Source organism: Pseudomonas sp. Cab53, assembly GCF_018325965.1.
GTDB lineage: Bacteria > Pseudomonadota > Gammaproteobacteria > Pseudomonadales > Pseudomonadaceae > Aquipseudomonas > Aquipseudomonas chlororaphis_E.
The window spans coordinates 1,129,867-1,155,282 of the sequence record NZ_AP021902.1 but is presented as its reverse complement, the minus strand read 5'-3'; the positions used below and the strand labels follow the sequence as shown (position 1 = coordinate 1,155,282).

18 protein-coding genes and 1 pseudogene are annotated in these 25,416 nt (G+C 63.6%); 12 read left to right on the top strand and 7 right to left on the bottom strand.

Annotated elements, in window-relative coordinates:
* Nucleotides 1–146: 146 nt before the first annotated feature.
* The 6 genes from KI241_RS04945 (at nt 147) to KI241_RS04920 (ending at nt 6,732) form a co-directional block, all read left to right on the top strand.
* The gene (locus KI241_RS04945) at nt 147–1,712 is read left to right on the top strand and encodes an MBOAT family protein (protein WP_042729901.1); all 1,566 of its coding nucleotides are present in this window, start codon (nt 147–149) and stop codon (nt 1,710–1,712) included.
* Between the two features lie 11 nt (nt 1,713–1,723).
* Entirely contained in the window at nt 1,724–2,899 is a 1,176-nt protein-coding gene (locus KI241_RS04940) for an alginate O-acetyltransferase (RefSeq protein WP_042729902.1), read from the top strand.
* Between the two features lie 14 nt (nt 2,900–2,913).
* A complete protein-coding gene (locus KI241_RS04935; protein ID WP_042729903.1) occupies nt 2,914–3,579 on the top strand; it encodes an alginate O-acetyltransferase AlgF in 666 nt (221 codons plus the stop codon).
* A gap of 215 nt (nt 3,580–3,794) precedes the next feature.
* On the top strand, nt 3,795–5,246 hold the full coding sequence (locus KI241_RS04930) for a mannose-1-phosphate guanylyltransferase/mannose-6-phosphate isomerase (RefSeq protein ID WP_042729904.1): 1,452 nt from the start codon (nt 3,795–3,797) through the stop codon (nt 5,244–5,246).
* A 160-nt stretch (nt 5,247–5,406) separates the two neighbouring features.
* A complete protein-coding gene (locus KI241_RS04925) occupies nt 5,407–5,871 on the top strand; it encodes a multidrug transporter (RefSeq protein ID WP_123578184.1) in 465 nt (154 codons plus the stop codon).
* A gap of 36 nt (nt 5,872–5,907) precedes the next feature.
* Nucleotides 5,908–6,732 (top strand): SDR family oxidoreductase, encoded by an 825-nt coding sequence (locus KI241_RS04920; protein WP_212803433.1) that lies wholly within the window; start codon nt 5,908–5,910, stop codon nt 6,730–6,732.
* 699 nt (nt 6,733–7,431) lie between these two features.
* On the opposite strand, the gene KI241_RS04915 is transcribed toward KI241_RS04920, so the two are convergent.
* The 4 genes from KI241_RS04915 to KI241_RS04900 form a co-directional block, all read right to left on the bottom strand.
* Nucleotides 7,432–8,295, bottom strand: coding sequence for an HlyD family secretion protein (locus KI241_RS04915; protein WP_042732899.1), 864 nt, complete (start codon nt 8,293–8,295; stop codon nt 7,432–7,434).
* A 10-nt stretch (nt 8,296–8,305) separates the two neighbouring features.
* Nucleotides 8,306–8,506 (bottom strand): DUF1656 domain-containing protein, encoded by a 201-nt coding sequence (locus tag KI241_RS04910; RefSeq protein WP_024617598.1) that lies wholly within the window; start codon nt 8,504–8,506, stop codon nt 8,306–8,308.
* A complete protein-coding gene (locus KI241_RS04905; RefSeq protein ID WP_123578189.1) occupies nt 8,496–10,688 on the bottom strand; it encodes an FUSC family protein in 2,193 nt (730 codons plus the stop codon). The genes KI241_RS04910 and KI241_RS04905 overlap by 11 nt, the downstream gene beginning before the upstream one ends.
* Before the next feature lie 67 nt (nt 10,689–10,755).
* Nucleotides 10,756–12,216 (bottom strand): efflux transporter outer membrane subunit, encoded by a 1,461-nt coding sequence (locus tag KI241_RS04900; protein WP_212803432.1) that lies wholly within the window; start codon nt 12,214–12,216, stop codon nt 10,756–10,758.
* Nucleotides 12,217–12,557: 341 nt separating this feature from the next.
* Between KI241_RS04900 and KI241_RS04895 the strand changes: the two genes are divergently transcribed.
* Nucleotides 12,558–13,526, top strand: coding sequence for a LysR family transcriptional regulator (locus tag KI241_RS04895; protein WP_042731881.1), 969 nt, complete (start codon nt 12,558–12,560; stop codon nt 13,524–13,526).
* A gap of 26 nt (nt 13,527–13,552) precedes the next feature.
* Here KI241_RS04895 and KI241_RS04890 read toward each other — a convergent pair whose 3' ends face one another.
* Nucleotides 13,553–13,795 carry a hypothetical protein gene (locus KI241_RS04890; RefSeq protein WP_212803431.1) on the bottom strand — a complete coding sequence of 81 codons (243 nt, stop codon included), beginning with the start codon at nt 13,793–13,795 and terminating at the stop codon, nt 13,553–13,555.
* 301 nt (nt 13,796–14,096) lie between these two features.
* On the opposite strand from KI241_RS04890, the gene KI241_RS04885 reads away from it, so the two are divergent.
* From KI241_RS04885 to KI241_RS04865, 5 genes and pseudogenes are all read left to right on the top strand, one after another.
* A complete protein-coding gene (locus KI241_RS04885; protein ID WP_042731883.1) occupies nt 14,097–15,254 on the top strand; it encodes an efflux RND transporter periplasmic adaptor subunit in 1,158 nt (385 codons plus the stop codon).
* Nucleotides 15,251–18,349 (top strand): multidrug efflux RND transporter permease subunit, encoded by a 3,099-nt coding sequence (locus KI241_RS04880; protein WP_212803430.1) that lies wholly within the window; start codon nt 15,251–15,253, stop codon nt 18,347–18,349. Before KI241_RS04885 ends, KI241_RS04880 begins: the two co-directional genes overlap by 4 nt.
* A gap of 9 nt (nt 18,350–18,358) precedes the next feature.
* Nucleotides 18,359–19,033 (top strand): heavy metal response regulator transcription factor, encoded by a 675-nt coding sequence (locus KI241_RS04875; protein ID WP_047739496.1) that lies wholly within the window; start codon nt 18,359–18,361, stop codon nt 19,031–19,033.
* Nucleotides 19,008–20,386: pseudogene (locus KI241_RS04870) on the top strand (heavy metal sensor histidine kinase). Before KI241_RS04875 ends, KI241_RS04870 begins: the two are co-directional and overlap by 26 nt.
* Before the next feature lie 237 nt (nt 20,387–20,623).
* On the top strand, nt 20,624–22,120 hold the full coding sequence (locus KI241_RS04865; protein ID WP_123578193.1) for a sensor domain-containing diguanylate cyclase: 1,497 nt from the start codon (nt 20,624–20,626) through the stop codon (nt 22,118–22,120).
* A 988-nt stretch (nt 22,121–23,108) separates the two neighbouring features.
* On the opposite strand, the gene lpxC is transcribed toward KI241_RS04865, so the two are convergent.
* On the bottom strand, nt 23,109–24,020 hold the full coding sequence (gene lpxC, locus KI241_RS04860; protein ID WP_030139673.1) for a UDP-3-O-acyl-N-acetylglucosamine deacetylase: 912 nt from the start codon (nt 24,018–24,020) through the stop codon (nt 23,109–23,111).
* Nucleotides 24,021–24,132: 112 nt separating this feature from the next.
* Nucleotides 24,133–25,326, bottom strand: a complete 1,194-nt coding sequence (ftsZ, locus tag KI241_RS04855; protein WP_042729563.1) for a cell division protein FtsZ — start codon at nt 25,324–25,326, stop codon at nt 24,133–24,135.
* Nucleotides 25,327–25,416 lie beyond the last annotated feature (90 nt).

Here is a 25,416-nt window from a genome sequence, read left to right as displayed (position 1 = left end):
AGCGCTCTGACATCCAGCATCGATGTCGACTGACACACCGCCTTCGCGAGCAAGCCCGCTCCCACAGGGTCATCACTCCCCGGTTTTCATGGGGGGTTTGGGGGGGCTCTGGCCCTTGACTGTTGATTCAACATGGAGAGATCGGGATGGTATTTTCATCCAATGTGTTCCTGTTCCTGTTCTTGCCGATCTTTCTCGGCCTGTATTACTTGAGCGGGCAACGCTATCGCAACCTGCTGCTGCTGATTGCCAGCTATGTGTTCTATGCCTGGTGGCGGGTGGACTTCCTGGCCTTGTTCGCCGCCGTCACCCTGTGGAACTACTGGATCGGCCTGAAGGTCGGTGCCGCCGGCGTGCGGACCAAACCGGCCCAGCGCTGGCTGTTGCTCGGCGTGGCAGTGGACTTGTGCATCCTGGGCTACTTCAAGTACGCCAACTTCGGCGTGGACAGCCTCAATGCGATCATGACCAGCTTCGGCCTGGAGCCGTTCATCCTGACCCACGTGCTGTTGCCGATCGGGATCTCGTTCTACATCTTCGAGTCCATCAGCTACATCATCGACGTCTATCGCGGTGACACCCCGGCCACCCGCAACCTGATCGACTTCGCGGCGTTCGTGGCGATTTTCCCGCACCTGATCGCCGGCCCCGTGTTGCGCTTTCGCGACCTGGCCGACCAGTTCAACAACCGCACCCACACCCTGGACAAGTTCTCCGAAGGCTGCACGCGCTTCATGCAGGGCTTCATCAAGAAAGTGTTCATCGCCGACACCCTGGCGGTGGTGGCCGACCATTGCTTCGCCCTGCAGAACCCGACCACCGGTGACGCCTGGCTCGGTGCGCTGGCCTACACCGCGCAGTTGTACTTCGACTTCTCCGGCTACAGCGACATGGCCATCGGCCTGGGCCTGATGATGGGTTTCCGCTTCATGGAAAACTTCAAGCAGCCCTACATCAGCCAATCGATCACCGAGTTCTGGCGTCGCTGGCACATCAGCCTCTCCACCTGGCTGCGCGACTACCTCTACATCACCCTGGGCGGTAACCGCAAAGGCACGTTGATGACCTACCGCAACCTGTTCCTGACCATGCTGCTCGGTGGCCTGTGGCACGGTGCGAACATCACCTACGTGATCTGGGGCGCCTGGCACGGCATCTGGCTGGCCATCGAGAAGGCCGTGGGCATCAACACCACCCCACGCACCATCAACCCGATCCGCTGGGCATTGACCTTCCTGCTGGTGGTCATGGGCTGGGTGATCTTCCGTGCCGAGAACCTGCACGTGGCCGGTCGCATGTACGGCGCCATGTTCAGCTTCGGCGACTGGTCGCTGTCGGAACTGACCCGCGCCAACCTCACCGGCCTGCAGATCGCCACTCTGGTGGTGGCCTACGTCACCCTCGCCTTCTTCGGCCTGCGCGACTTCTACACCAACCGTCCGCCGGTCAAGGCCAAGCCTGAAGTGAACACCGAGGCCAACGGCCCGGCCACCGCCCAACCGGGCCTGATCAAGGCCGTGCCAGGCGACAACCCGTCGGCTATCCACGAACCCGGCTACACCGTCGGTGTCGAAGCTCAGGTGCAACCGGCCTACTGGACCGTGGACTGGTCGCGCTACGTGATGCGCGCCTTGGTACTGCTGCTGTTCATCGCCTCGATTCTCAAACTCTCGGCGCAAAGCTTCTCGCCGTTCCTTTACTTCCAGTTCTGAGGGATCTGAACATGACCCGCTCATTACGCATCTTCTACGTCACGCTGTTCATGGTGATCCTGACGGCCCTGGGTCTCTGGTCGATGCGCAGCTTCTTCGGCTTCAACACCAACCCGGACGCGACCGTGCTCAACGGTCGCTGGGCCAAGGCCGTGGAAACGCACTACGACGACGAGTTCCCGATCAAGCGCCTGGGCACCAACATCTGGGCCGCGCTGGACTACAAGCTGTTCAACGAAGGCCGCAAGGGCGTGGTCCTGGGCCGCGACCAGTGGCTGTACAGCGACGAAGAGTTCAACCCGATCGTCAACGAAGAGCTGAACCTGCAAGGCAACTACGCGCTGGTCGAAGGCGTGCGCCAGAAGCTCAAGGAACAAGGCGTGACCCTGGTCATGGCGATCGTGCCGGCCAAGGCGCGGCTGTACCCCGAGCACCTGGGTGAAGTGAAGCCTTCGAGCATTCACGCCAACCTCTACCAGGATTTCCACAGCCGCGTGGCGGCTGACAAGATCCTCGCCCCCGACCTGCTTGGCCCCCTGCAACAGGCCAAGCAAAGCGGCCAGCAAGTGTTCCTGCGCACCGACACCCACTGGACTCCGGAAGGTGCCCAAGTCGCGGCCGAGCACATCGCCAAGGCGATTGCCGAACGCACGCCGCTGGAAGGTCAGCCACAGCGTTTCGTGACCGAGCCTGCGGAAAAAATCACCCACAAGGGCGACCTGCGCCAGTTCCTGCCACTCGATCCATTGTTCGAGAACCTGATGCCAGCCCAGGAGCCGCTGGTCAAACGCAACACCCGCGAAGCCGACGACCAGCCGGCCGAAGGCGACGCGCTGTTCGCCGATGCCCAGGTGCCCGTGGCCCTGATCGGCACCAGCTACAGCGCCAACCCCAACTGGAACTTCGTCGGTGCCCTCAAGCAAGCCCTGCACAGCGACGTCGTGAACTACGCCGAAGACGGCCACGGCCCGATTCTGCCGATGCTCAGCTACCTCAAGAGCGACGCCTTCAAGAACAGCCCGCCACAGGTGCTGATCTGGGAGTTTCCTGAACGTTACCTGCCTGTGAACAACGAAATCGGCGACGCCGACCCGCAGTGGGTCGCAGAGCTCAAGCAAGCCGGCGCGCGTCAACAGAACGTAGCCGCCAACACCCCATCCGAGACGCCCGACCGGGCGCAAAACTGAAAGAGAGGTCCACCATGACTTTCAACACTACTCCTCGCCGTCTCGCCGCTCGCTCCTTCAAGGCTGTCGCCCTCGTCGCCAGCATGAGCGCCCTCTCGCTCTCCGCCTTTGCCGGTGACTCGGCCCTGTACGGCCCAGTCGCGCCAAAAGGCTCGAGCTTCGTGCGCATCTACAACGCCAGCAACGCCGAAGTCAGCGCCACCGTCGGCAGCACCAACCTCAACGACGTGGCCCCACTGGCCAGCAGCGACTTCAGCTTCATGCCTGGCGGCGACTACAGCGCCAAGGTCGGCAGCCAGACCGTCCCGGTCAAACTGGCTCCCGATCACTATTACACCCTGGTCAACAACGCCAGCGGCCAGCCTCAGCTGATCGAAGAACCACCGTTCAAGAACAAGCAGAAGTCCCTGGTACGCGTGCAGAACCTCAGCGACAAAGCTCTGACCCTCAAGACCGCCGACGGCAAGACCGAAGTGGTCCCGAACGTGGCGGCCAAAGGCCGTGGCGAGCGTGAAATCAACCCGGTGAAAGTAAGCCTGGCGCTGTTTGAAGGCGACAAGAAAGTCGGCGACCTCAAGCCTGTGGCCCTGGAGCGTGGCGAAGCCGCCGTGCTCTACGTCACCGGTTCCGGCAGCAGCCTGTCGCCGGTATGGGTGAAACGCCCAGTGTCGACCCGCTGATGAATTCACCTGATTGACGTTGTGCCCCTGTGGGAGCGGGCTTGCTCGCGAATACGGTCTCACATTCAACATTGATGTTGGCTGAAACACCACTTTCGCGAGCAAGCCCGCTCCCACCCTGAATTGGGGTGTCAGTCGGGCACGGAATAAAAACAAGAGTGAAACGACAGAACGCAGTAGCTCTATAACCATTACGCTTCAAAGGAGTAACACACATGATTCCGGTGATCTTGTCAGGTGGTAGCGGCTCACGTCTTTGGCCGCTTTCGCGCAAGCAATTCCCTAAACAGTTCCTGGCCCTGACCGGCGAACACACCCTGTTCCAGCAAACCCTCGAGCGCCTGGTGTTCGAAGGGATGGACACGCCGATCGTGGTCTGCAACAAAGACCACCGTTTCATCGTCAACGAGCAGCTGGCAGGCCGCAACCTGGAAGCCCAGCGCATCCTGATGGAGCCGTTCGGGCGCAACACCGCCCCGGCCGTGGCGCTGACCGCGATGATGCTGGTCAACGAAGGCCGCGACGAGCTGATGCTGGTGCTGCCGGCCGACCACGTGATCGATGACCAGAAGGCCCTGCAACGCGCCCTGGCCCTGGCCACCGTGGCCGCCGAGCGAGGCGAAATGGTGCTGTTCGGCGTACCCGCCACCAAACCGGAAACCGGTTATGGCTACATCAAGTCGACCAACGACGCGCTGCTGCCTGAAGGCGTGAGCCGCGTGTCGCACTTCGTCGAAAAACCCGACGTCAAGCGCGCCACCGAGTTCGTCGAGGCCGGCGGCTACTTCTGGAACAGCGGCATGTTCCTGTTCCGCGCCAGCCGTTTCCTGGAAGAGCTGAAAAAGCACGATCCGGACATCTACGACACCTGCCTGCTGACCCTTGAGCGCAGCGAGCAGACCGCGGACACCATCACCTTCGACGAAGCCACCTTCGCCTGCTGCCCGGACAATTCCATCGACTACGCGGTAATGGAAAAAACCCAGCGTGCCTGCGTGGTGCCGCTGTCGGCGGGCTGGAGCGATGTCGGCTGCTGGGCGTCGCTGTGGGAAGTCAATCCCAAGGATGCCGACGGCAACGTCACCAAGGGCGACGTGGTGGTCCAGGACAGCCGCAACTGCATGATCCACGGCAACGGCAAGCTGGTGTCGGTGATCGGCCTGGAGAACATCGTGGTGGTCGAGACCAAGGACGCCATGATGATTGCCCACAAGGACAAGGTCCAGGACGTCAAGAAGATGGTCAACACCCTCAACGCCCAGGGTCGTACCGAAACCCAGAACCACTGCGAAGTGTATCGTCCGTGGGGCTCGTATGACTCGGTGGACATGGGTGGCCGCTTCCAGGTCAAGCATATCTCGGTCAAGCCGGGCGCGTGCCTGTCGCTGCAGATGCACCACCACCGTGCCGAACACTGGATCGTGGTCAGCGGGACCGCCGAAGTGACCTGCGACGAGAACGTGTTCCTGCTCTGCGAGAACCAGTCGACCTACATCCCGATCGCGTCGGTCCACCGCCTGCGCAACCCGGGCAAGATCCCGCTGGAAATCATCGAAGTGCAGTCCGGTAGCTACCTGGGCGAAGACGACATCGAGCGCTTCGAGGACATCTACGGGCGTTCCACTCCGGTCGAACGTGGCGTGTCGGTGAAAACCATCGCGCAATAACACCGGGCAAGACAAAAAGTCCCCATCCAGGCCACTGCGTCCCCTATCCGCAGTGGCCTGGGTGGGGGCTTTTTTTTCATTGCGGTCCTGGCACGCATCAGCGCTTCGCCACCGCCGTTGCGTTCGGTAGGATGTGACCACGGTATCGGAGGCTTCCACCATGCTTATCGGCGTCTTGCTGGTCATCACCTGGCTCATCCTGTTGCTGCGCTACCCGGCCAAGGCGTTGCCGGTGTCCCTGGCCGCGTTCGTCGGGCTGGGCCTGGTGGCGGCGTGGGTGCTCTGGCAGGAAAACCGCGAGAACCGCCAGCTCGATCGCCTGGAGCTGCGCATCACCTATGCGCCCGAGCGCTGCCCCGCCGACCGTCCACTGTCGCTGAACCTGAACAACGGTAATGACGTGCCGTTGACCGAGCTGTACTGGCGGGTCGCAGCCTACGCCCCCGGCGATACCCTCAACCTGGCCGACAATCCCTACGATGCACCGCGCTATCGTGGCCCCGGCGAACTGCAACCCGGCGCCAGCTGGCAGGACTGCCTGCCGCTGCCGCCACTGCGTCCGGGCTATCGTGCGCAGAGCCTGGAGTTTCGCGCCGAGCGATTGCACGGTAGTTTCTCCAACTGATTCCACGCCTCCACTTTCTTGCACAAGGAATGCACCATGCCTGTCGCGTTGATCACCGGATGTTCCAGCGGCATCGGCCGCGCCCTGGCGGATGCCTTCAAGACCGCCGGGTATCAGGTCTGGGCCAGTGCACGTAAAGCTGAGGATGTGGCGGCGCTGAGCGCCGCCGGGTTTACCGCTGTTCAGTTGGACGTGAATGATGGCGCGGCGCTGGAGCAGTTGAGCGAGCGGATCAACCAGCAGCACGGCGGCCTCGATGTGCTGATCAACAACGCCGGCTATGGCGCCATGGGCCCGTTGCTCGACGGTGGTGTGCCGGCCATGCAGCGCCAGTTCGAGACCAATGTGTTCGCCATCGTCGGCGTGACGCGCGCGCTGTTTCCGGTACTGCGTCGGGCCAGGGGGTTGGTGGTGAACATCGGCAGCGTTTCCGGGGTGCTGGTCACGCCGTTCGCCGGCGCCTACTGCGCCTCCAAGGCCGCCGTGCATGCGTTGAGCGATGCCTTGCGCATGGAGCTGGCGCCGTTCGGCATCCGGGTCATGGAGGTCCAGCCCGGCGCCATCGCCTCCAGCTTCGCCAAGAACGCCGGCCATGAAGCCGAACAGCTGCTCACCGAACGATCACCCTGGTGGCCCCTGCGCGACGGCATCCGCGCCAGGGCCAGGGCCTCCCAGGACAACCCGACCCCAGCCGACGAATTCGCCGCCGGACTGCTCAAGGCCGCCCAACAACCCAAACCACCCCGCCTGCTGCGCCTGGGCAACGGCAGCCGGGCCTTGCCCTTGATGGTGGGCTTGCTGCCCAAGGGGTTGCTGGAGAAGGGCTTGAGGAAGCGGTTTGGCCTGGGGGGCTCGCTTTAACGCCGGGCATTTTTTGGGGCGGCTGCGCCACCCAGCGGGAGCAAGCTCCCTCGCCACGGGGACCGCGACGGCCACAAACCTCCCGGCGGCTGCCACAGGAGGGGGGTGGTTTGGGTGCAGATTTGGCCTCAGCCCCGGCTCTATTGTGGGAGCGGGCTTGCCCGCGAAAGCGCCTGCACAGCCACCATCAATGCCAACTGACCCACCGCCTTCGCGAGCAAGCTCGCTCCCACAGAAGGATTGTGGTTCGGGCGCAGATTTGGCCTCAGCCCCGGTTCTCTTGTGGGAGCGGGCTTGCCCGCGAAAGCGCCAGCACAGCCACCGTCAATGCCAACTGAACCACCGCCTTCGCGAGCAAGCTCGCTCCCACAGGAGGATTGTGGTTTGGGCGCAGATTTGGCCTCAGCCCCGGCTCTCTTGTGGGAGCGGGCTTGCCCGCGAAAGCGCCAGCACAGCCACCGTCAATGCCCACTGAACCACCGCCTTCGCGAGCAAGCTCGCTCCCACAGGAGGATTGTGGTTTGGGCGCAGATTTGGCCTCAGCCCCGGCTCTCTTGTGGGAGCGGGCTTGCCCGCGAAAGCGCCAGCACAGCCACCGTCAATGCCCACTGAACCACCGCTTTCGCGAGCAAGCTCGCTCCCACAGATTTCGTGGCACGCCACAAATCCACATACACCACAAAATCCCTGCTCCCACAGTCACCGCTCGGCCTGGTTTTCGACTACTACGGTGCAGGTCATCCCCGCTGCCAGCAACACGCCCTCGGGCACTTCATCGAGGTGGATGCGCACCGGCACCCGCTGGGCCAGGCGCACCCAGTTGAAGGTCGGGTTGACGTCGGCGATCAGCTCGCGGCTTTGCGGGTTGTCGCGGTCGTAGATGCCGCGGGAGATGCTTTCCACGTGCCCCTTGAGCACCTCACCGCTCATCAGTTGCAGCTGCGCCGGATCGCCGATCCGCACCTTGGGCAGCTTGGTCTCCTCGAAGAAGCCGTAGACCCAGAACGAGTTCATGTCCACCACGGCCATTTTCGCTTCGCCGATGCGCGCATAGTCGCCACGGTGGACGTTGAGGTTGGTCACGTAGCCGTCCACCGCCGCACGAACTTCGGTGCGCGTCAGGTTCAACTCGGCGGCCTCCAGTTGCGCCTGGGCGTGCTGGTAATCGGCCAGGGCCGAGTCGGCGATGTTGCTCGCGTCGTCGCGGTTTTCCCGGGAGATCACCAGGCTGTCGAGGTCGGCACGGCGATGGGCGTTGACCTTGCGCATTTCCCAAGTGGCCTTGCGTGAGGCCACCAGAGAACGGGCTTGCTTGACCGCGATGCGATAGTGCTCGGGGTCGATGCGCATCAGCAGGTCGCCCTTGCTCACCCGCTGGTTATCGCGCACCGCCACCTCGACCACTTCGCCACTGACATCGGCGGCCACGTTGATGATGTCGGCCCGCACTCGGCCATCTCGGGTCCAGGGCGTGTTCATGTAGTGCTCCCACAACGCACGGCCGATCCACAGCGCCAGGGCCAGCACCAGCAGCGTCGCAAGCAGGCTGAAAAACTTTTTCATCGCATCGATCTCAACGGTAGACCGTCAGCGCCAACGCGCCGAACAGACAGGTAAACAGACTCAGGCGCAGCAGCGCCGGGTGCCAGAAGAAGCGGTACAGATCCAGCCCGGATAGGAAACGGTCCAGGGCCCAGGCCAAGGCCGCGGCGATGAAAAACATCAGGGTCATGGTCGGCATGTACACGCCATGGAAGGCGATCTCACGGGGCATGTTCAGGTTCCTGGCGCAGCGGCGGTGCGTAGGCCGCCAATGGTGATTGCGGGTCGAGCAGCGAGGTGCGGATGAAATGCAGGTAGCTTTTCACCCGCCGCAGGGCGGACGTGTCGAAGTGCGGCGCGAAGGGTTCGTCAGTGGCCTGCACGCGCCCGATGGCGTGATCGACCGCCGCCAGGGCCCGCTCCAGGTTGCTGTGGCCCGGCTGGCGGAACAGCCGCACCAGCGCCCTGCCCATCCCGCGGATCGCCTGGCGCCACGGCTGGCTTTCGGCATACGCCGGGTGCACCGGCAGGATCGCCTGCTCCTTGCGCAACTCGATGATCGCGTGGCCGACTTCCAGCACCACGAACATCCAGCGCAGCAGATCACGCTGCACCCCAGGCTGGCCCGCCGCCAAGCCATAGGCTTGGTGCAGCAGGTCCCGACTACGGCTTTCGAACCCCGAGGCCAGGCCCTTGAGCTTGCCGCTGATGGCGAACACCACTTGCTCGCGCAAATCCTGTTCGAGCCGACGCCACAGCCAACGGCTGTTGGGCGGCAGGATGATCGCGCCGGCGGCCGCGCACACCAGCATGCCGAGGATCATCGCCAGGTAATCGTTGATGAACGCGTAGGGGTTGTAGACGGTCAGGTTGTCCGGCACCGAGCCGGTGCAGAAGAAGATCAGCAACCCCAGCCCGACGCCGGCGTACTGCGGTCGGGAACTGAGAAACGACCCCAGCATGATGACCGGCGCGAGCATCACGCAGAGCAGCGGGAAACCGTCGATCAAAGGAAACACGAAGAACATCTCGACGAAGCCGATCAACGCGCCAAGCAAAGTGCCGCAAGCCATCTGGAACGCCATGCGCTTGGGGTTCGGCGTCGCCGCCGACAAACCCACGGTAGCCGCGGCGATCATCGTCATCGTCGCGCCGCTCGGCCAGGCCGTGGCCACCCAATAGCTGCCCAGCACCAACAGGATGAAGGCGGCGCGGAACCCCGAGGCGGCCGCCGCCAGGCCATTGGTCTGGGGCACGAACGGCTCGTCCCAGCGCTCACGTTCGTGACGGTGGTCGGCCAGGGAGGCGTGGGTCAGGGCATAACCGTGCAGGTCATCGACAAAGCGGTAGAGCAGTTCATAAGCCGTATGGAAATCCAACTGCTGGGCGTCACTCGGCGCCGTTTCCTGGAACAGCGCCCGCAGCCGCCGCACCTGCGCCGGCAGGTCGGCCTTGTACTCGGCCAGCGCCACCGCCAGCCGCGCCGCATCGGTGTCGGTCAGCGGCCGGCCACTGAAACCGTCCAGCCGTTCCGCCAGCGTCTGCAAGCCCGGCTTGATGGCATTCACCACGTGATCGGCGGCGCTGCCACGCAGGCGTTCGAGCAACTGGTGCAAGGCGTTGAAGCGGGTGGTGATGCCCATGAATTCGCTGTTCAGGCGACTGAGCCGGCCATTGCGGCGGCGCATGTGCGGGTCTTCGAACACGGTCACACTGCGCAGGCTTTCCAGGCCGACAGCTTCGGCGATGAAGCGCACATTGCCGGCTTCGAATGCCTCCCGCCGGCTGCGTCCGCGCAAGCCATCGGTGACGAACAGGGCAAACACGCCGAAGCGCTGGTACAAGGCATTGCGCATGGCGGCGCTGGCGGTCTGCGGCAGGATCGCGGCGCTGACCAGGGTGGCGCAGAGAATTCCCAGGGAAATCTCCAGCACCCGCCACACCGCCGCCATGAACGCCCCTTCCGGGTGCGCCAGGGCGGGCAGGCCGATCATCGCGGCGGTGTAGCCGGCCAACACGAAACCGTATGCACGAAAGTTGCGATAACGCGCCGCGCCGGCCGTGCAGAGACCGACCCAGAGCGTCAGGCTGCCGAGAAACAATTCGGTGTTCTGGGCGAACAGGGCAATCAACGCCACCATCACCGCCGAGCCGGCCAGGGTGCCGAGAAAGCGGTAGAAACTCTTGGCGAACACCTGGCCACTCTGCGGCTGCATGACGATGAACACGGTGATCATGGCCGTGCGCGGCTGTGGCAGTTCCAGGCGCATCGCCAACCACAGCGTGAGGAAGGCGGCCAGCAGGACCTTGAACATGTAGACCCAGGTCACCCCGTCGCTGCGGGCCCAGTCGTAGAAGCCGCGGCGCCATTCGAGGCGGTAGAGCCAGCGCAGGGAGGCAAATAGCGGTGTCATAGGCAGCACTCAACCAAGGAAAACACTGCCCCTGTGGCAAGCGCCCTCGCCACGGTACGGTTCCAGTTCATTTCGCGGGCACATCACTACCGGCGTCGAGCCCGCCGCCCAGCGCCGTCACCAGGTCGGCGTGGGCACTCAGGCGCGCGGCCTCCACCTGTTGCTGCACCTGTTGCTGCTTGAACAACAGGCTCTGGGCGTTGAGCACGTTGAGGTAGTCGGTCAGCCCGCGCTGGAACGCCACCAGGGCGATGTCGTAGGTGCGTTGCGCGGCCGCCACGGACTCGGCGGCGAAGGCGTGTTGCTTGTCCATGGACTGGCGACGGATCAGCTGGTCGGAGATGCCCTTGAGCGCATCGACCAGCGTCTGGTTGTAATGCGCCACGGCCAGGTCATAGCCGGCGGCCGCCTCGCCCAACTGCGCGCGCAGGCGCCCACCCTCGAAAATCGGCAGCGAGATCGCCGGCCCGACGTTGTAGGTGAGCTTCTTGCCGGTGAGAAACTCCAGCATGCCGCCGCCGGTGGCCATGTAGCCCAGGCTGCCCACCAGGTCGACATTGGGGTAGAACCCCGCGTGAGCCACGTCGATGCCCCGGGCCTGGGCCGCCACCTGCCAACGCCCCGCCACCACATCCGGACGCTGGCCGAGCAGGTCGGCGGGCAGAGCCGAGGGCAGTTTCAAGGGCGCGCCAAGGGCCAGCGTCGGACGCTGCAACTGCGCGCCCGCACCCGGCCCCTTGCCCGCCAGCGCGGCCAATTGATTGCGACTCAAGGCGATGGCTTCGTCGATGGCGTCGAGTTGACGGTGAGTCTCGGGCAACGGCGCCTGGGCCTGGCTCACCTCGAAATGGGTGCCGATGCCGCCCTTCAGGCGTTTTTGCGCCAAGTCGAGAATCTGCTCCTGTTGGTGCAGCGTCGCGACGACGATATCCCGCTGGGCGTAGTGCAGGGACAACTGGATGTAGGCGTGCACGATGTTGTTCTGCAGTTCCAGTTGCGCCTGCCGCGCCTCGGCCACGCTCGCGTGGGCCAGGTCCACCGCCCGCTCGCTGGCGTTGCGCTCCCGGCCCCACAGGTCCAGGGCATAGCTCAAGCCCAGGGCGGCATTGTTGTCCCAGGTGGTGGTATTGGCCAGCTCGCCAGGGCCGTAGAACTGATCGGTGGGCCAGTTGTGACGCTTGAGGGTCGCTTCGCCGTTGACCTGCAGCGACTCGGCGGCCTCGACCACACCGGCCATGGCCTTGGCCTGTCGAACCCGGGCCGCGGCCATCGCCAGGCTCGGGTTGCCTTGCAGGGCCAGGTCGATCCAGCGATCCAACTGCCGATCGCCATAAGCCTGCCACCACTGGCGTTCGGGCCAGCGGGCATCGCGGGCGGCTTCGCGAATGGCGGCATCGGTGGCCAGTTGATCGGCCGGCATGGCCTCGCCCCGCGGCGCAATCCCTCCCGTACCGATGCAACCGCTGATGGTGAACGCCAGAACCCAAACACTGAGAGTCTTCAGCTCTCTGCTGATGCAACGCGGCACTTGCGAAAATATCCTGAGATGGGCATGACAGAAGGAAGGTAGTTGCCTGTTACCGCCAAACCTGTGGGAGCGAGCTTGCTCGCGATGAAGGCGTCACAGTCAGCTTCTTTACAAGCTGACACTCCGCTATCGCGAGCAAGCTCGCTCCCACAGCAAGCCCGGGCTCAAGACCTCGGTGTAAGGCGCTGCAACAGTGGAGGCAATTCTAGGTACGAGGCTCACCGGCGATAAGCCGACCTTTCTGCGAATCTTTGTTACCGTTAACGCGATAATCCCATCGTCGGGGTCCCGTAGCGCTGTAACTTCATGTCACAATTTGCTACCTCCCAAGAGAGCCCTCCATGGACACCTTGCAAAACATGCGCGCGTTCAGCTGTGTTGCCGAAGCTGGCAGTTTCACCGCTGCCGCCGCGCAACTGGACACCACCACGGCCAACGTTTCGCGCGCGGTTTCCAACCTCGAAGCCCACCTGCAAACCCGCTTGCTCAACCGCACCACCCGACGGATTGCCCTGACCGAGGCGGGTAAGCGCTACTTGCTGCGTTGTGAGCAGATCCTGGCGTATGTGGAAGAAGCCGAAGCCGAGGCCAGCGATGCCCACGCGCGCCCCGCCGGGCAGTTGAAGGTCCACACCATGACCGGTATCGGCCAGCATTTCGTGATCGACGCCATTGCCCGCTACCGCAAGACCCATCCGGACGTCACGTTCGACCTGACCCTGGCCAACCGGGTGCCGGACATCCTCGACGAGGGCTACGACGTGTCCATCGTGCTCGCCAGCGAATTACCGGATTCGGGTTTTGTCTCCCAGCGCCTGGGGATCACCTACAGCATCGTCTGCGCGTCCCCGGCCTACGTGAAGGCCAGCGGCTGCCCACAAAAGCCCAGCGATCTGCTCAACCACGCCTGCCTGAGGCTGGTCAGCCCGGTCATTCCGCTGGAAAAATGGGTGTTCGACGGCCCGGAAGGCCAGGAAATGGTCACCATCAACAGCTCACCGTTCCTGGTGAATTCTGCCGACGCGATGAAAACCGCGATCATCAGCGGCATGGGGATCGGGGTGTTGCCGGTGTACGCCGCCATCGAAGGCCTGCGTAACGGCACGCTGGTGCGGGTCATGCCCAACTACCGCTCCCAGGAACTGAACCTCTACGCTATCTACCCCTCACGCCAATACCTGGACGCAAAGATCAAGACCTGGGTCGAATACCTGCGCGGCTCGTTGCCGGAAATCCTGGCGGCGCACCAGGCCGAGCTCACGGCCTATGAGTTGAGTGGCAGCCTGGCGGGCGCACGGGCGGTGAACTGAAACCGCCCGTGCTCAACAGAGGCGGCTCAGCGCTTGCCCATCGAGCGACGCGTGCCGGGAGGCGCGGCGCCCGGGGTCTTGGTGTGGCCGTTCTTCGCGCCGTTCTTGTACCACGGCTGTTGCGTGGCCCCTTTGGCCGCGGCCAACTCGCCGGGCTTGAACGGAAACTTGAAGGCCGGGATCACCGCCTTGTCGCGCTCGGCGCTGGGAACATCGCTGTCAGGCCGCTCGGCCTGGTCGTCGGCGAGCGACGGTGTCGGGGAAGTCATGTCAATGTGTTCACTTGAGGTGGGACATCAATCCGTGGCGAGGGAGCTTGCTCCCGCTGGGCTGCGCAGCAGCCCCACAATAGGTGCGTGTCGGGGCGGTTGAGCGAGCCACGAAAGCGCGCAGTATACCCGCCCGCCACGGCAATGCATCGGGCAGATTCGATCAGCGTCACCACTCGTCCGACAGCCCCTTGGGACGAAACTGACGCGCCTGTCAGTTAGGCGTCACCTTCCTGACCGCCTCGCAACGCTATATAAGAGCGGTAGAAATCCCACCGTCCTGAACCGGCTCTTCGCATCCATGCACATCCAGAAAAAAACCGTCCTGCTCGTTGCGTTCCTGGTCGCCCTGGCGGCCCTGGTCTTCTGGTTGCTCATGAAGCCCGTCACCGCCAAGCCTGCCGCGCCCGCCGCCATTCCGGTGCGGGTGGTCAGCGTGGTGCAAAAGGATGTGCCACGCTTTGCCAGCGGCATCGGCACGGTGCTGTCGCTGCACAGCGTGGTCATTCGTCCGCAGATCGACGGCATCCTGACCCGCCTGCTGGTCAAGGAAGGGCAACGGGTGCAAAAAGGCGACCTGCTGGCGACCATCGACGACCGCTCGATCCGCGCCAGCCTCGACCAGGCCAGGGCCCAGCTCGGCGAGAGCCAGGCCCAACTGGCGGTGGCCCAGGTCAATCTCAAGCGCTACAAGCTGCTGAGCGTCGACGACGGCGTGTCGAAGCAGACCTACGACCAGCAACAGGCTTTGGTCAATCAGCTCAAGGCCACGGCCCAGGGCAACCAGGCGGCCATCGACGCGGCCACAGTGCAGTTGTCCTACACCCAGATCCGTTCCCCGGTGACCGGGCGCGTCGGCATCCGCAACGTCGACGAAGGCAACTTCCTGCGCACCAGCGACACCGAAGGCCTGTTCACGGTGACCCAGATCGACCCGATCGCGGTGGAGTTCTCCCTGCCCCAGCAAATGCTGCCCACCCTGCAACGCTTGATCGCCGCGCCCGACCAGGCCCTGGTCCAGGCGTTCATCGGCGCCGATGCCACGACCGGGGAACTGCTCGGCGAGGGTCGACTGAGCCTGATCGACAACCAGATCAACGCCAACACTGGAACGCTGCGGGCCAAGGCTGAGTTCAGCAACGCCGCGCAACGGCTGTGGCCGGGGCAACTGGTGACCCTGAAGATCCAGACCACGGTCGACAAGGACGCCCTGGTGGTGCCGCCGACCGTGGTCCAGCGCGGGCTGGAGCAACACTTCGTGTACCGGGTCAAGGGCGATACGGTGGAGAGCGTGCCGGTGGTGATGGTCCATCAGGACAGCGACCTGAACATCATCAAGGGCGTGAACCCCGGCGACCAACTGGTCAGCGACGGCCAATCACGGCTCAAGCCCGGCAGCCACATCCAGGTGCTCAGTGACCCACCGGCCCTGGCCAAGTCCGCGGAGCCGCAACCATGAAAGGCCGCGGCTCGATTTCGACCTGGTGCATCAACCACCCGATCGCCACAGTGCTGCTGACGTTCGCCCTGGTCCTGCTGGGGCTGATCGCGTTTCCCCGCTTGCCCGTCGCGCCGTTGCCGGAAGCCGAATTCCCGACCATCCAGGTCAACGCCCAGCTACCCGGCGCCAGCCCGGAAACCATGGCGTCGTCGGTGGCGACACCGCTGGAGGTGCAATTCAGCGCCATCCCCGGCATCACCCAGATGACCTCCAGCAGCGCCTTGGGCTCGACCAACCTGATCCTGCAATTCAGCCTCGGCAAAAGCATCGACACCGCCGCCCAGGAAGTGCAGGCGGCCATCAACACCGCCGCCGGCAAACTGCCCAACGACATGCCGAACCTGCCGACCTGGCGCAAGGTCAACCCGGCCGACAGCCCCGTGCTGATCCTCAGCATCAGCTCCACCCTGATGCCCGGTACCGAGCTGAGCGACTACGTTGAAACGCTTCTTGCCCGTCAGATCAGCCAGATCGATGGCGTAGGACAAGTCAACATCACCGGCCAGCAACGCCCGGCGATCCGGGTCCAGGCCTCGGCCGACCGGCTCGCCGCCATCGGTCTGACCCTGGCCGACATCCGCCTGTCGCTGCAACAGGCCAGCCTCAACCTGGCCAAGGGCGCCCTGTACGGTGAATCGAGCATTTCCACCCTGTCCACCAACGACCAGCTGTTCCAGCCCGAGGAATACCGTGAGCTGATCGTGTCCTACAAAAATGGCGCACCGGTGCACCTCAAGGACGTCGCCAAGGTCATCAGCGGCTCGGAAAACGCCTACGTCCAGGCCTGGTCCGACAACGAACCGGGGCTCAACCTGGTGATCTTCCGGCAGCCGGGGGCGAACATCGTCGAGACCGTCGACCGTATCCAGGCGGCCCTGCCGACCCTGCAAGCCATGTTGCCCGCCGCGATGCAGGTCAAGGTGCTGATCGACCGTACCCAGACCATCCGCGCCTCGCTGCACGAAGTGGAAATAACCCTGCTGATCACCGTGTTGCTGGTGGTGGCGGTCATGGCCCTGTTCCTGCGCCAGCTCTCGGCAACCCTGATTGTCTCGGCGGTGCTGGGGGTTTCGCTGACCGCCAGTTTCGCCCTGATGTACATCATGGGCTTCAGCCTGAACAACCTGACCCTGGTGGCGATCGTCATTTCGGTGGGCTTCGTGGTGGACGATGCGATCGTGGTGGTGGAGAACATTCACCGTCATCTTGAGGCCGGCGAAGGCATGCGCGAGGCGGCGATCAAGGGCGCCGGCGAGATCGGCTTCACGGTGGTGTCCATCAGCTTCTCGCTGATCGCCGCGTTCATCCCGCTGCTGTTCATGGGCGGCGTGGTCGGGCGGCTGTTCAAGGAATTTGCCCTGACGGCCACCTCCACCATCCTGATCTCGGTGGTGGTGTCGTTGACCCTGGCGCCGACCCTCGCCGCGCTTTTCATGCGCGCCCCGGTGCATCATGCCCACGGCAAGCCGGGTTTCGGCGAACGCCTGCTAGCCCGGTACGAACGCGGATTGCGGCGGGCCCTGGCTCACCAGAAGCTGATGATCGGCGTGTTCGGCCTGACCCTGGCGCTGGCCGTGGGCGGCTACGTGTTCATTCCCAAGGGCTTCTTCCCGGTCCAGGACACCGGCCTGGTGCTGGGCACCAGCGAGGCCGCCGCCGACGTGTCGTTCCCGGACATGGTCGCCAAGCACAAGGCCCTGGCCGACATCGTCGCCGCCGACCCGGCCGTGGCAACCTTTTCCCACTCCGTCGGCGTTTCGGGCAACAACCAGACCATCGCCAACGGCCGCTTCTGGATCGCCCTCAAGCCTCGGGACCAGCGGGATGTCTCGGCCAGTGGCTTCATCGACCGGATTCGCCCCAAGCTGCTGAAGATCCCCGGCGTGGTCCTGTACCTGCGAGCCGGGCAAGACATCAACTTAAGCTCCGGCCCCAGCCGTGCCCAGTATCAATACGTGCTCAAGAGCAACGACGGGCCGAGCCTCACGGCCTGGACCCAGAAGCTCACCGACAAATTGCGTGGCAACCCGGCGTTCCGCGACATCTCCAATGACTTGCAACCAGGTGGCAGCATCACCCACATCAACATCGACCGCAGTGCCGCCGCGCGCTTCGGCCTCACCGCCAGCGACGTCGACCAGGCCTTGTACGACGCCTTCGGCCAGCGGCAGATCAACGAGTTCCAGACCGAGACCAACCAGTACAACGTCATCCTGGAACTCGACACCGCACAACGCGGCAAGGCCGAGAGCCTGGCGTACTTCTACCTGCGCTCGCCCCTGAGCGGCGAGATGGTGCCGCTCTCGGCCCTGGCCCGCTTCGACGCACCGAGCAGCGGCCCGTTGTCGATTGCCCACGACGGCATGTTCCCGGCCGCCAACCTCTCGTTCAACCTCGCACCGGGCGTGGCGTTAGGGGATGCGGTGTGGATGCTCGACCAGGCCAAGAACGAGATCGGCATGCCGGCCGCCATCACCGGTAACTTCCAGGGCGCGGCCCAGGCGTTCCAGAGCTCGCTGGCCAGCCAGCCGTGGCTGATCCTCGCCGCGCTGGTGGCGGTGTACATCATCCTCGGCGTGCTTTACGAGAGCTTCGTGCATCCGTTGACCATCATCTCCACCCTGCCCTCGGCGGGCCTCGGTGCGCTGATCATGCTCTGGCTGCTGGGCCAGGACTTTTCGATCATGGCCCTGATCGGCCTGGTCCTGCTGATCGGCATCGTCAAGAAAAACGGCATCCTGATGATCGACTTCGCCCTCGACGCCCAGCGCAACGGCGGGCTGCCCCCTCAGGAAGCGATCTTCCAGGCCTGCGTGACCCGCTTCCGGCCGATCATGATGACGACCCTGGCCGCCCTGCTCGGCGCCCTGCCGCTGATGCTCGGCTACGGCACTGGCGCGGAACTGCGCCAGCCATTGGGCATCGCCGTGGTGGGGGGCCTGCTGGTGAGCCAGGCGCTGACGCTGTTCACCACGCCGGTCATATACTTGTGGCTCGAGCGACTGTTCCATCGGCCCAAGCCAGCGCCGACGGCCCTGGCGACCACACACTGAGGCCGGCCCATGCGTGTCCTGATCATCGAAGACGAAGAAAAAACCGCCGACTACCTGCACCGCGGCTTGAGCGAACAGGGCTACACCGTGGACGTCGCGCCGGACGGCATAGAGGGCCTGCACCTGGCCCTGGAAACCGATTACGCGGTGATCGTGCTCGACGTGATGCTGCCGGGCCTGGACGGCTTCGGCGTGTTGCGGGCCTTGCGCGCCCGCAAGCAGACCCCGGTGATCATGCTGACCGCCCGGGAACGGGTCGAGGATCGCATCAAGGGGCTGCGCGACGGCGCCGATGACTACCTGGGCAAACCGTTCTCCTTCCTCGAACTGGTGGCCCGCCTGCAAGCCCTGACCCGCCGCAGCGGTGGCCACGAACCCGTGCAGGTGACCATCGCCGACCTGTGGATCGACCTGATCAGCCGCAAGGCGACACGGGCCGGGCAACGCCTGGACCTGACCGCCAAGGAGTTTTCCCTGCTCAGCGTCCTGGCCCGTCGCCAGGGCGAGATCCTGTCGAAAACCGCCATTGCCGAAATGGTCTGGGACATCAATTTCGACAGCGACGCCAACGTGGTCGAAGTGGCGATCAAGCGCCTGCGGGCCAAGCTCGACGGGCCGTTCGAGCAGAAGCTGCTGCACACGATCCGCGGCATGGGCTATGTGCTGGAGAGCCGCAGTGAGTAACAGCCTCGCCCTGCGCCTGAGCGGGATGTTCACGCTGGTGGCGGCGTTGGTGTTCCTGTTGATCGGCGGTGCGCTGTACCAGCAGGTTGCCAAGGGCCTGGGCCTGTTGCCGGAAGCCGAACTCGATGCGCGCTACAGCGTGCTCGAATCCACGGTGGGCCGCTACGGCACCCCCGAACACTGGGTGAAGATCAATAACAAGCTGCGGTTGCTGGGCGAAGAAGACAAACGCATCCATTTCTGGATCGTCAGCGGCGACCCACGCTTCGAGTACGGCAACCCGGATGCGCAGATCCGCGCCTTCGCCGAGGGGCCGCTGGGCAAGCGCGACTTGAAGCTGCCTCACCGGCCCTATCCGATGAAAGTGCTGGTCAGTCAGTTCCCGGCCAAGGACCAACGCCCACCGTTGCGCTTCATGATCGGCATCGACACCGAGACGTTCTACCAGACCCAGCACCGTCTGCTGGTGGCGCTGGTGAGCCTGGCCATCGTCGGCGTGCTGCTGGCATCCCTGCTGGGGTATTGGGTGGCGCGGATCGGCCTCAAGCCCTTGATCAAGTTGTCCGACGAAGCCCAGCGCCTGACGCCGCCACGGCTGTCCGGGCGCTTGCAACTGACGCCATTGCCGCCGGAACTGAGCCAGTTCGTCAGCTCCTTCAACGCCACCCTCGACCGGGTCGAACTGGCCTACTCGCGGCTCGAATCGTTCAACGCCGATGTCGCCCACGAACTGCGTTCCCCGCTGACCAACCTGATCGGCCAGACCCAGGTGGCGTTGACCCGCGGGCGCTCGGCCGAACATTACTTCGAAGTGCTGCAGTCAAACCTCGAAGAACTGGAACGGCTGCGCTCGATCATCAACGACATGCTGTTCCTCGCCAGCGCCGACCAGGGCAGCAAGGCCACCAAGCTGACCAGCACCTCCCTGGCCAGCGAAGTGGCGACCACCCTCGACTACCTGGACTTCATCCTGGAAGACGCCCAGGTCCAGGTTCGGGTCAGCGGCGACGCCCAGGCCAACATCGAGATCGCCCACCTGCGCCGGGCGCTGATCAACCTGCTGAGCAATGCCGTGCAGCACACCGCTGCCGGACAGGTCATCGACGTGCGCATCGAGGTCCAGGCCGACCAGATCACCCTGGCCGTCACCAACCCCGGCGAGCCGATTGCCGGTGAACACCTGCCGCGCCTGTTCGAACGCTTCTACCGGGTCGATGCCTCGCGCAGCAACAGCGGCGCCAACCACGGATTGGGGCTGGCGATCGTCAAGGCCATCGCCCTGATGCATGGCGGCGACGTGTTCGTGCACAGCGAGCGGGGGCCAACACCTTCGGGATCCGCTTGCCCGCCTGACGTTCCACACGTCGCATCCCAACGGCCTTTTGCCCATTGAATGCTGGGCGAAAGGCAATTGAATCAGAATCAGGCGATCACGGCCTGCGACATCGGCGAACGGGCGATTGCGCAGAGATGGATTGCCCGCCTTCACCGATCCAAGCACAATCAGCAAAAGGCCAGCATGCAGCTCATTTGCCAGCCGTGTGCCCTTTGGGATGGATCCCCGCCACAGACAATGCAGACACTGTAACCATGAGCACGAGCAGTGCGACACCCGGCAATACCCTGTTTTCGATACGCTCGGAACGGGCACTCGTTTTCGCCAGCTCGCTGGTGGTCACGGCCATCCTGAGCATCGTGACGTTCCTGCTGATTCGCGAACATACCAGCGCACAACTGGCCGCTACCCGCGCGGCCACCAACATCGTGCAACTGATCGACGCCGACGTGCTGCGCAACGTCGAGCTCTATGACCTGTCGCTACAAGGACTGATCAGCACGGCCAAGCGCAGTGACCTCATCGGGGTGTCGCCGGCGATTCGTCACCTGGCCCTGTTCGACCGCGCCACCGCCGCGCCCTACAAGGGCGACATCCTGCTGCTCGACAAGCGCGGTGACGTGATCGCCGACTCCGCCTCGGTCATCCCGCGCCAGGGCAATTACGCCGACCGGGAATATTTTCGCGTGCACCTCGACGACCCGAGCCTGGGCATGATGATCAGCCGTCCGTTTCGCTCCAGGAGTGTCGCCCAGGACTGGCGCATCAGCTTCAGCTATCGATTGAACGATGAACAGGGTGAGTTCATGGGCGTGGCCGAGGCAGGGATGCGCTTGAACTACTTCAGCCAGTTGTTCAAGAGCCTGAACATTGGCCACGGCGGCACGGTGAACCTGATCAGCCGCGACGGGATCCTGCTGGCACAGGAGCCGCCCCTGGCCGACGACTTGATCGGCAAGGACTTCAGCAACCGACCGAACTTCGTGCGCATCCTGAAGGAAGGCAATGGCAGTTTTACCAGCGTGTCCAGCGTCGACCAGAGCACGCGCCTGTACACCTTTTCCCAGGTGGGCAACCTGCCGTTGATTGTCGTGGTGGCGTTGTCGTCCCAGGAAGTGTTCGCCTCGTGGAAACGCACGGCGTTGATGGTCAGCGGCGCGACCGGCGCGCTGTGCATCGCCTTGCTCTGGCTCACCTGGCTGCTACGTCGCGAATTGCGCCGCCGCCATCGGGCCGAGCGGAACCTGGCACAACTGGCGTCGATCGACGCCCTGACCGGCCTGGCCAACCGCCGGACCCTGGATGTGAAACTGCATCAGGAGTGGCTGCGTTCCCAGCGCTCGGGGCAACCGCTGTCGGTCATGATGATCGATGCCGACCACTTCAAGGCCTACAACGATCGCCACGGCCACCAAGGCGGGGACGAAGCCCTGCGAAGCCTCGCCCAGCTCATCGACGAACACGTCCGTCGCCCCGCCGACCTCGCCGCGCGCTATGGGGGTGAAGAGTTCGCGGTGGTGGTTCCGGAAACCACCACCGCCGGCGCCTTCACCATGGCCCAGAATATCCGCCAGGCCGTGGAACAACTGCCGCCTCCCGTCCCGGGAGAAGCCCCGATGACCGTCAGCATCGGCATCGCCACCTGGGCCAAAGGACCGTACAGCGACCTCGAACAACTCCTGGTCGCCGCCGACAAGGCGCTGTACCAAGCCAAGGCCAGCGGCCGCAACCGCGTCGTGTGCGCCATGTAATCCCCGCCCTCTCTACATCTGGACAAGCGTGGCCAGGGAGCTTGCTCCCGCTGGACTGCGCAGCAGGCCCATAAAGGATCAATGCGATATACCTGATACACCCAGGCGCCTGCTCCAGGGGCCGCTTCGCAGCCCAGCGGGGATAAATCCCCTCGCCACAAAAGCGCTCGCCACAGTCCCTCACTTGCATAATGGGCAACCACACAACCGTGGCGAGGGAGCTTGCTCCCGTTGGACTGCGCAGCAGGCCCAAAAAGATCAATGCGGTGAGCCTGATACACCCAGGTGCCAGTTCCAGGGGGGCCGCTTCGCAGCCCAGCGGGAGCAAGCTCCCTCGCCACGAAAACCCGCTCACACCAAACCTCTGTGGCGAGGGGATTTATCCCCGTTGGACTGCGCAGCAGGCCCAAAAAAGATCAATGCGATATGCCTGATACACCCAGGCGCCTGCTCCAGGGGGGCCGCTTCGCAGCCCAGCGGGGATAAATCCCCTCGCCACAAAAGCGTTCGCCACAGTCCCTCATTTACATAATGGGCAACCACACAACCGTGGCGAGGGAGCTTGCTCCCGTTGGACTGCGCAGCAGGCCCAAAAAATATCAATGCGATATGCCTGATACACCCAGGCGCCTGCTCCAGGGGGGCCGCTTCGCAGCCCATCGGGGATAAATCCCCTCGCCACAAAAGCGCTCGCCACAGTCCCTCACTTGCATAATGGGCAACCACACAACCGTGGCGAGGGAGCTTGCTCCCGCTGGACTGCGCAGCAGGCCCAAAAAAGATCAATGCGGTGCGCCTGATACACCCAGGCGCCTGCTCCAGAGAGGGCCGCTTCGCAGCCCAGCGGGAGCAAGCTCCCTCGCCACGGAAAGTGGCTCACACTGAACCTCTGTGCGATGGGGTTTATCCGAAACGGTCCCTTGATAAACAACCGGCATAAAAAAAGGCCACCCTAAGGCAGCCTTTAAAAACTAGAGAGGTTTTTTGCTTACACGGCCGCGACAGGGCGCATGTAAGAGATTGGTGCGGTGCTGGCGTCTTCGAACGTCACGACTTCCCAAGCATCTTTCTGCTCAATCAACTTGCGCAGCAGCTGGTTGTTCAGTGCGTGGCCGGACTTGAAGCCCTTGAACTCACCAATCAGGCTATTGCCCAGCAGGTAGAGGTCGCCGATTGCATCGAGGATCTTGTGTTTGACGAACTCGTCTTCATAACGAAGGCCGTCTTCGTTCAACACGCCATCGGAATCGACCACGATCGCGTTTTCCACGCTGCCGCCGAGTGCGAGGTTGTGCTTGCGCAGGTACTCGATGTCACTCATGAAGCCAAAGGTACGGGCGCGGCTGACTTCTTTTACGAACGAAGTGCTGGAAAAGTCCACGCTTGCACTCTGGGTGCGGTCCCGGAAAACCGGGTGATCGAAATCGATCTCGAAGCTCACCTTGAAACCTTCGAAAGGAACGAAAGTGGCGCGCTTGTCGCCATCTTCCACGGTCACTTCCCGCAGGATGCGGATGAACTTCTTGGCCGCGTCCTGTTCTTCCAGGCCAGCCGATTGAATCAGGAATACGAAGGGTCCGGCGCTGCCATCCATGATCGGGACTTCGGACGCGGAGAGCTCGACGTAGGCGTTATCGATGCCCAGGCCAGCCATGGCCGAGAGCAAATGCTCCACCGTATCCACTTTGGTGTCACCGTTGACCAAGGTGGTCGACATGGTGGTTTCACCAACGTTTTCCGCGCGAGCAGGAATCTGCACCACAGGGTCGAGGTCGGCACGACAAAACACGATGCCGGTATCGACAGGCGCGGGCTTGAGGGTCAGGTAGACCTTCTCGCCCGAGTGCAGACCGACACCTGTGGCACGGATAATATTCTTCAGGGTGCGTTGTTTAATCATGGCATGGGCCGCTTCAGCGCAAATTGCGAACTGGTATCAACAAAGGCTGGCGATGATAGCAGACCAGACCTTTGCTGAACACCAATCACCCGTATCCCCCTGATACATTTCATCAATCGGCCTGACGACGCAGGAATGCCGGGATGTCCAGGTAATCCAGATCGTCTTGCGGATTCATCTTCGCGGCAGTCGCAGCACCGGCCTGGGCCTGGTTGCGCATGACGGTCGGACGGTCCAGGTCACGGTAGTTCACCGCAGGCTGTTCCTGACGAACGGGGGCCTGTTGCTGTGGCTGGGAGGCCATGGCGGTCTGTACGGTGTTGTCGATCACCTTCATCGGCTTCTCGATTTTCGCGCCCAGGCCGGTGGCAACCACGGTCACGTGCAGCTCGTCGCGCATGTCGGGGTCGATCACGGTGCCGACCTTGACCATGGCGTGGTCGGAGGCGAAGGCTTCGATGATGCTACCCACGTCGGAGTACTCGCCCAGGGACAGGTCGGGACCTGCGGTGATGTTCACCAGGATGCCGCGAGCGCCCTGCAGGTTGACGTCTTCGAGCAACGGGTTGCGGATGGCCGCTTCGGTCGCTTCGCGCGCACGGTTCGGACCGCTGGCGCAGCCAGTGCCCATCATCGCCATGCCCATTTCGGACATCACGGTGCGCACGTCGGCGAAGTCGACGTTGATCATGCCCGGACGCTTGATGATGTCGGAGATACCGCGAACGGCACCGGCCAGTACGTCATCGGCCTTGGCGAAAGCCGACAGCAGGCTGGCGTCCTTACCCAGGATGGTCAGCAGCTTCTCGTTGGGGATGGTGATCAACGAGTCGACACTTTCGCTCAGCGCGCGGATGCCTTCATCGGCGATCTGCATGCGCTTGCGGCCTTCGAACGGGAACGGACGGGTCACCACGGCAACGGTGAGGATACCCATCTCCTTGGCCACTTCGGCAATGATCGGCGCTGCACCGGTACCGGTACCGCCGCCCATGCCCGTGGTGATGAACACCATATTGGTGCCAGCCAGGACTTCAGCGATGCGCTCGCGGTCTTCCAGGGCAGCCTGACGGCCAACCTCGGGATTCGCGCCAGCACCCAGGCCCTTGGTCACGCCGGTACCCAGTTGCAGGATGGTCCGCGCGCCGATGTTTTTCAGCGCTTGAGCATCGGTGTTGGCGCAGATGAACTCGACGCCCTCGATGTTGCTCTTGACCATGTGGTTGACAGCGTTGCCGCCGCCACCGCCGACACCGATTACCTTGATAACCGGGCTAGCGGGGATGTTGTCTACGAGTTCGAACATTTTCCCTCTCCTTTCATTCTCTAGTTTTTTCGCCTACTGCGTTTGCTGCCGTCTTCCGGCGCCAAGCCTGAAACTCGTCGCCTGAAGCTT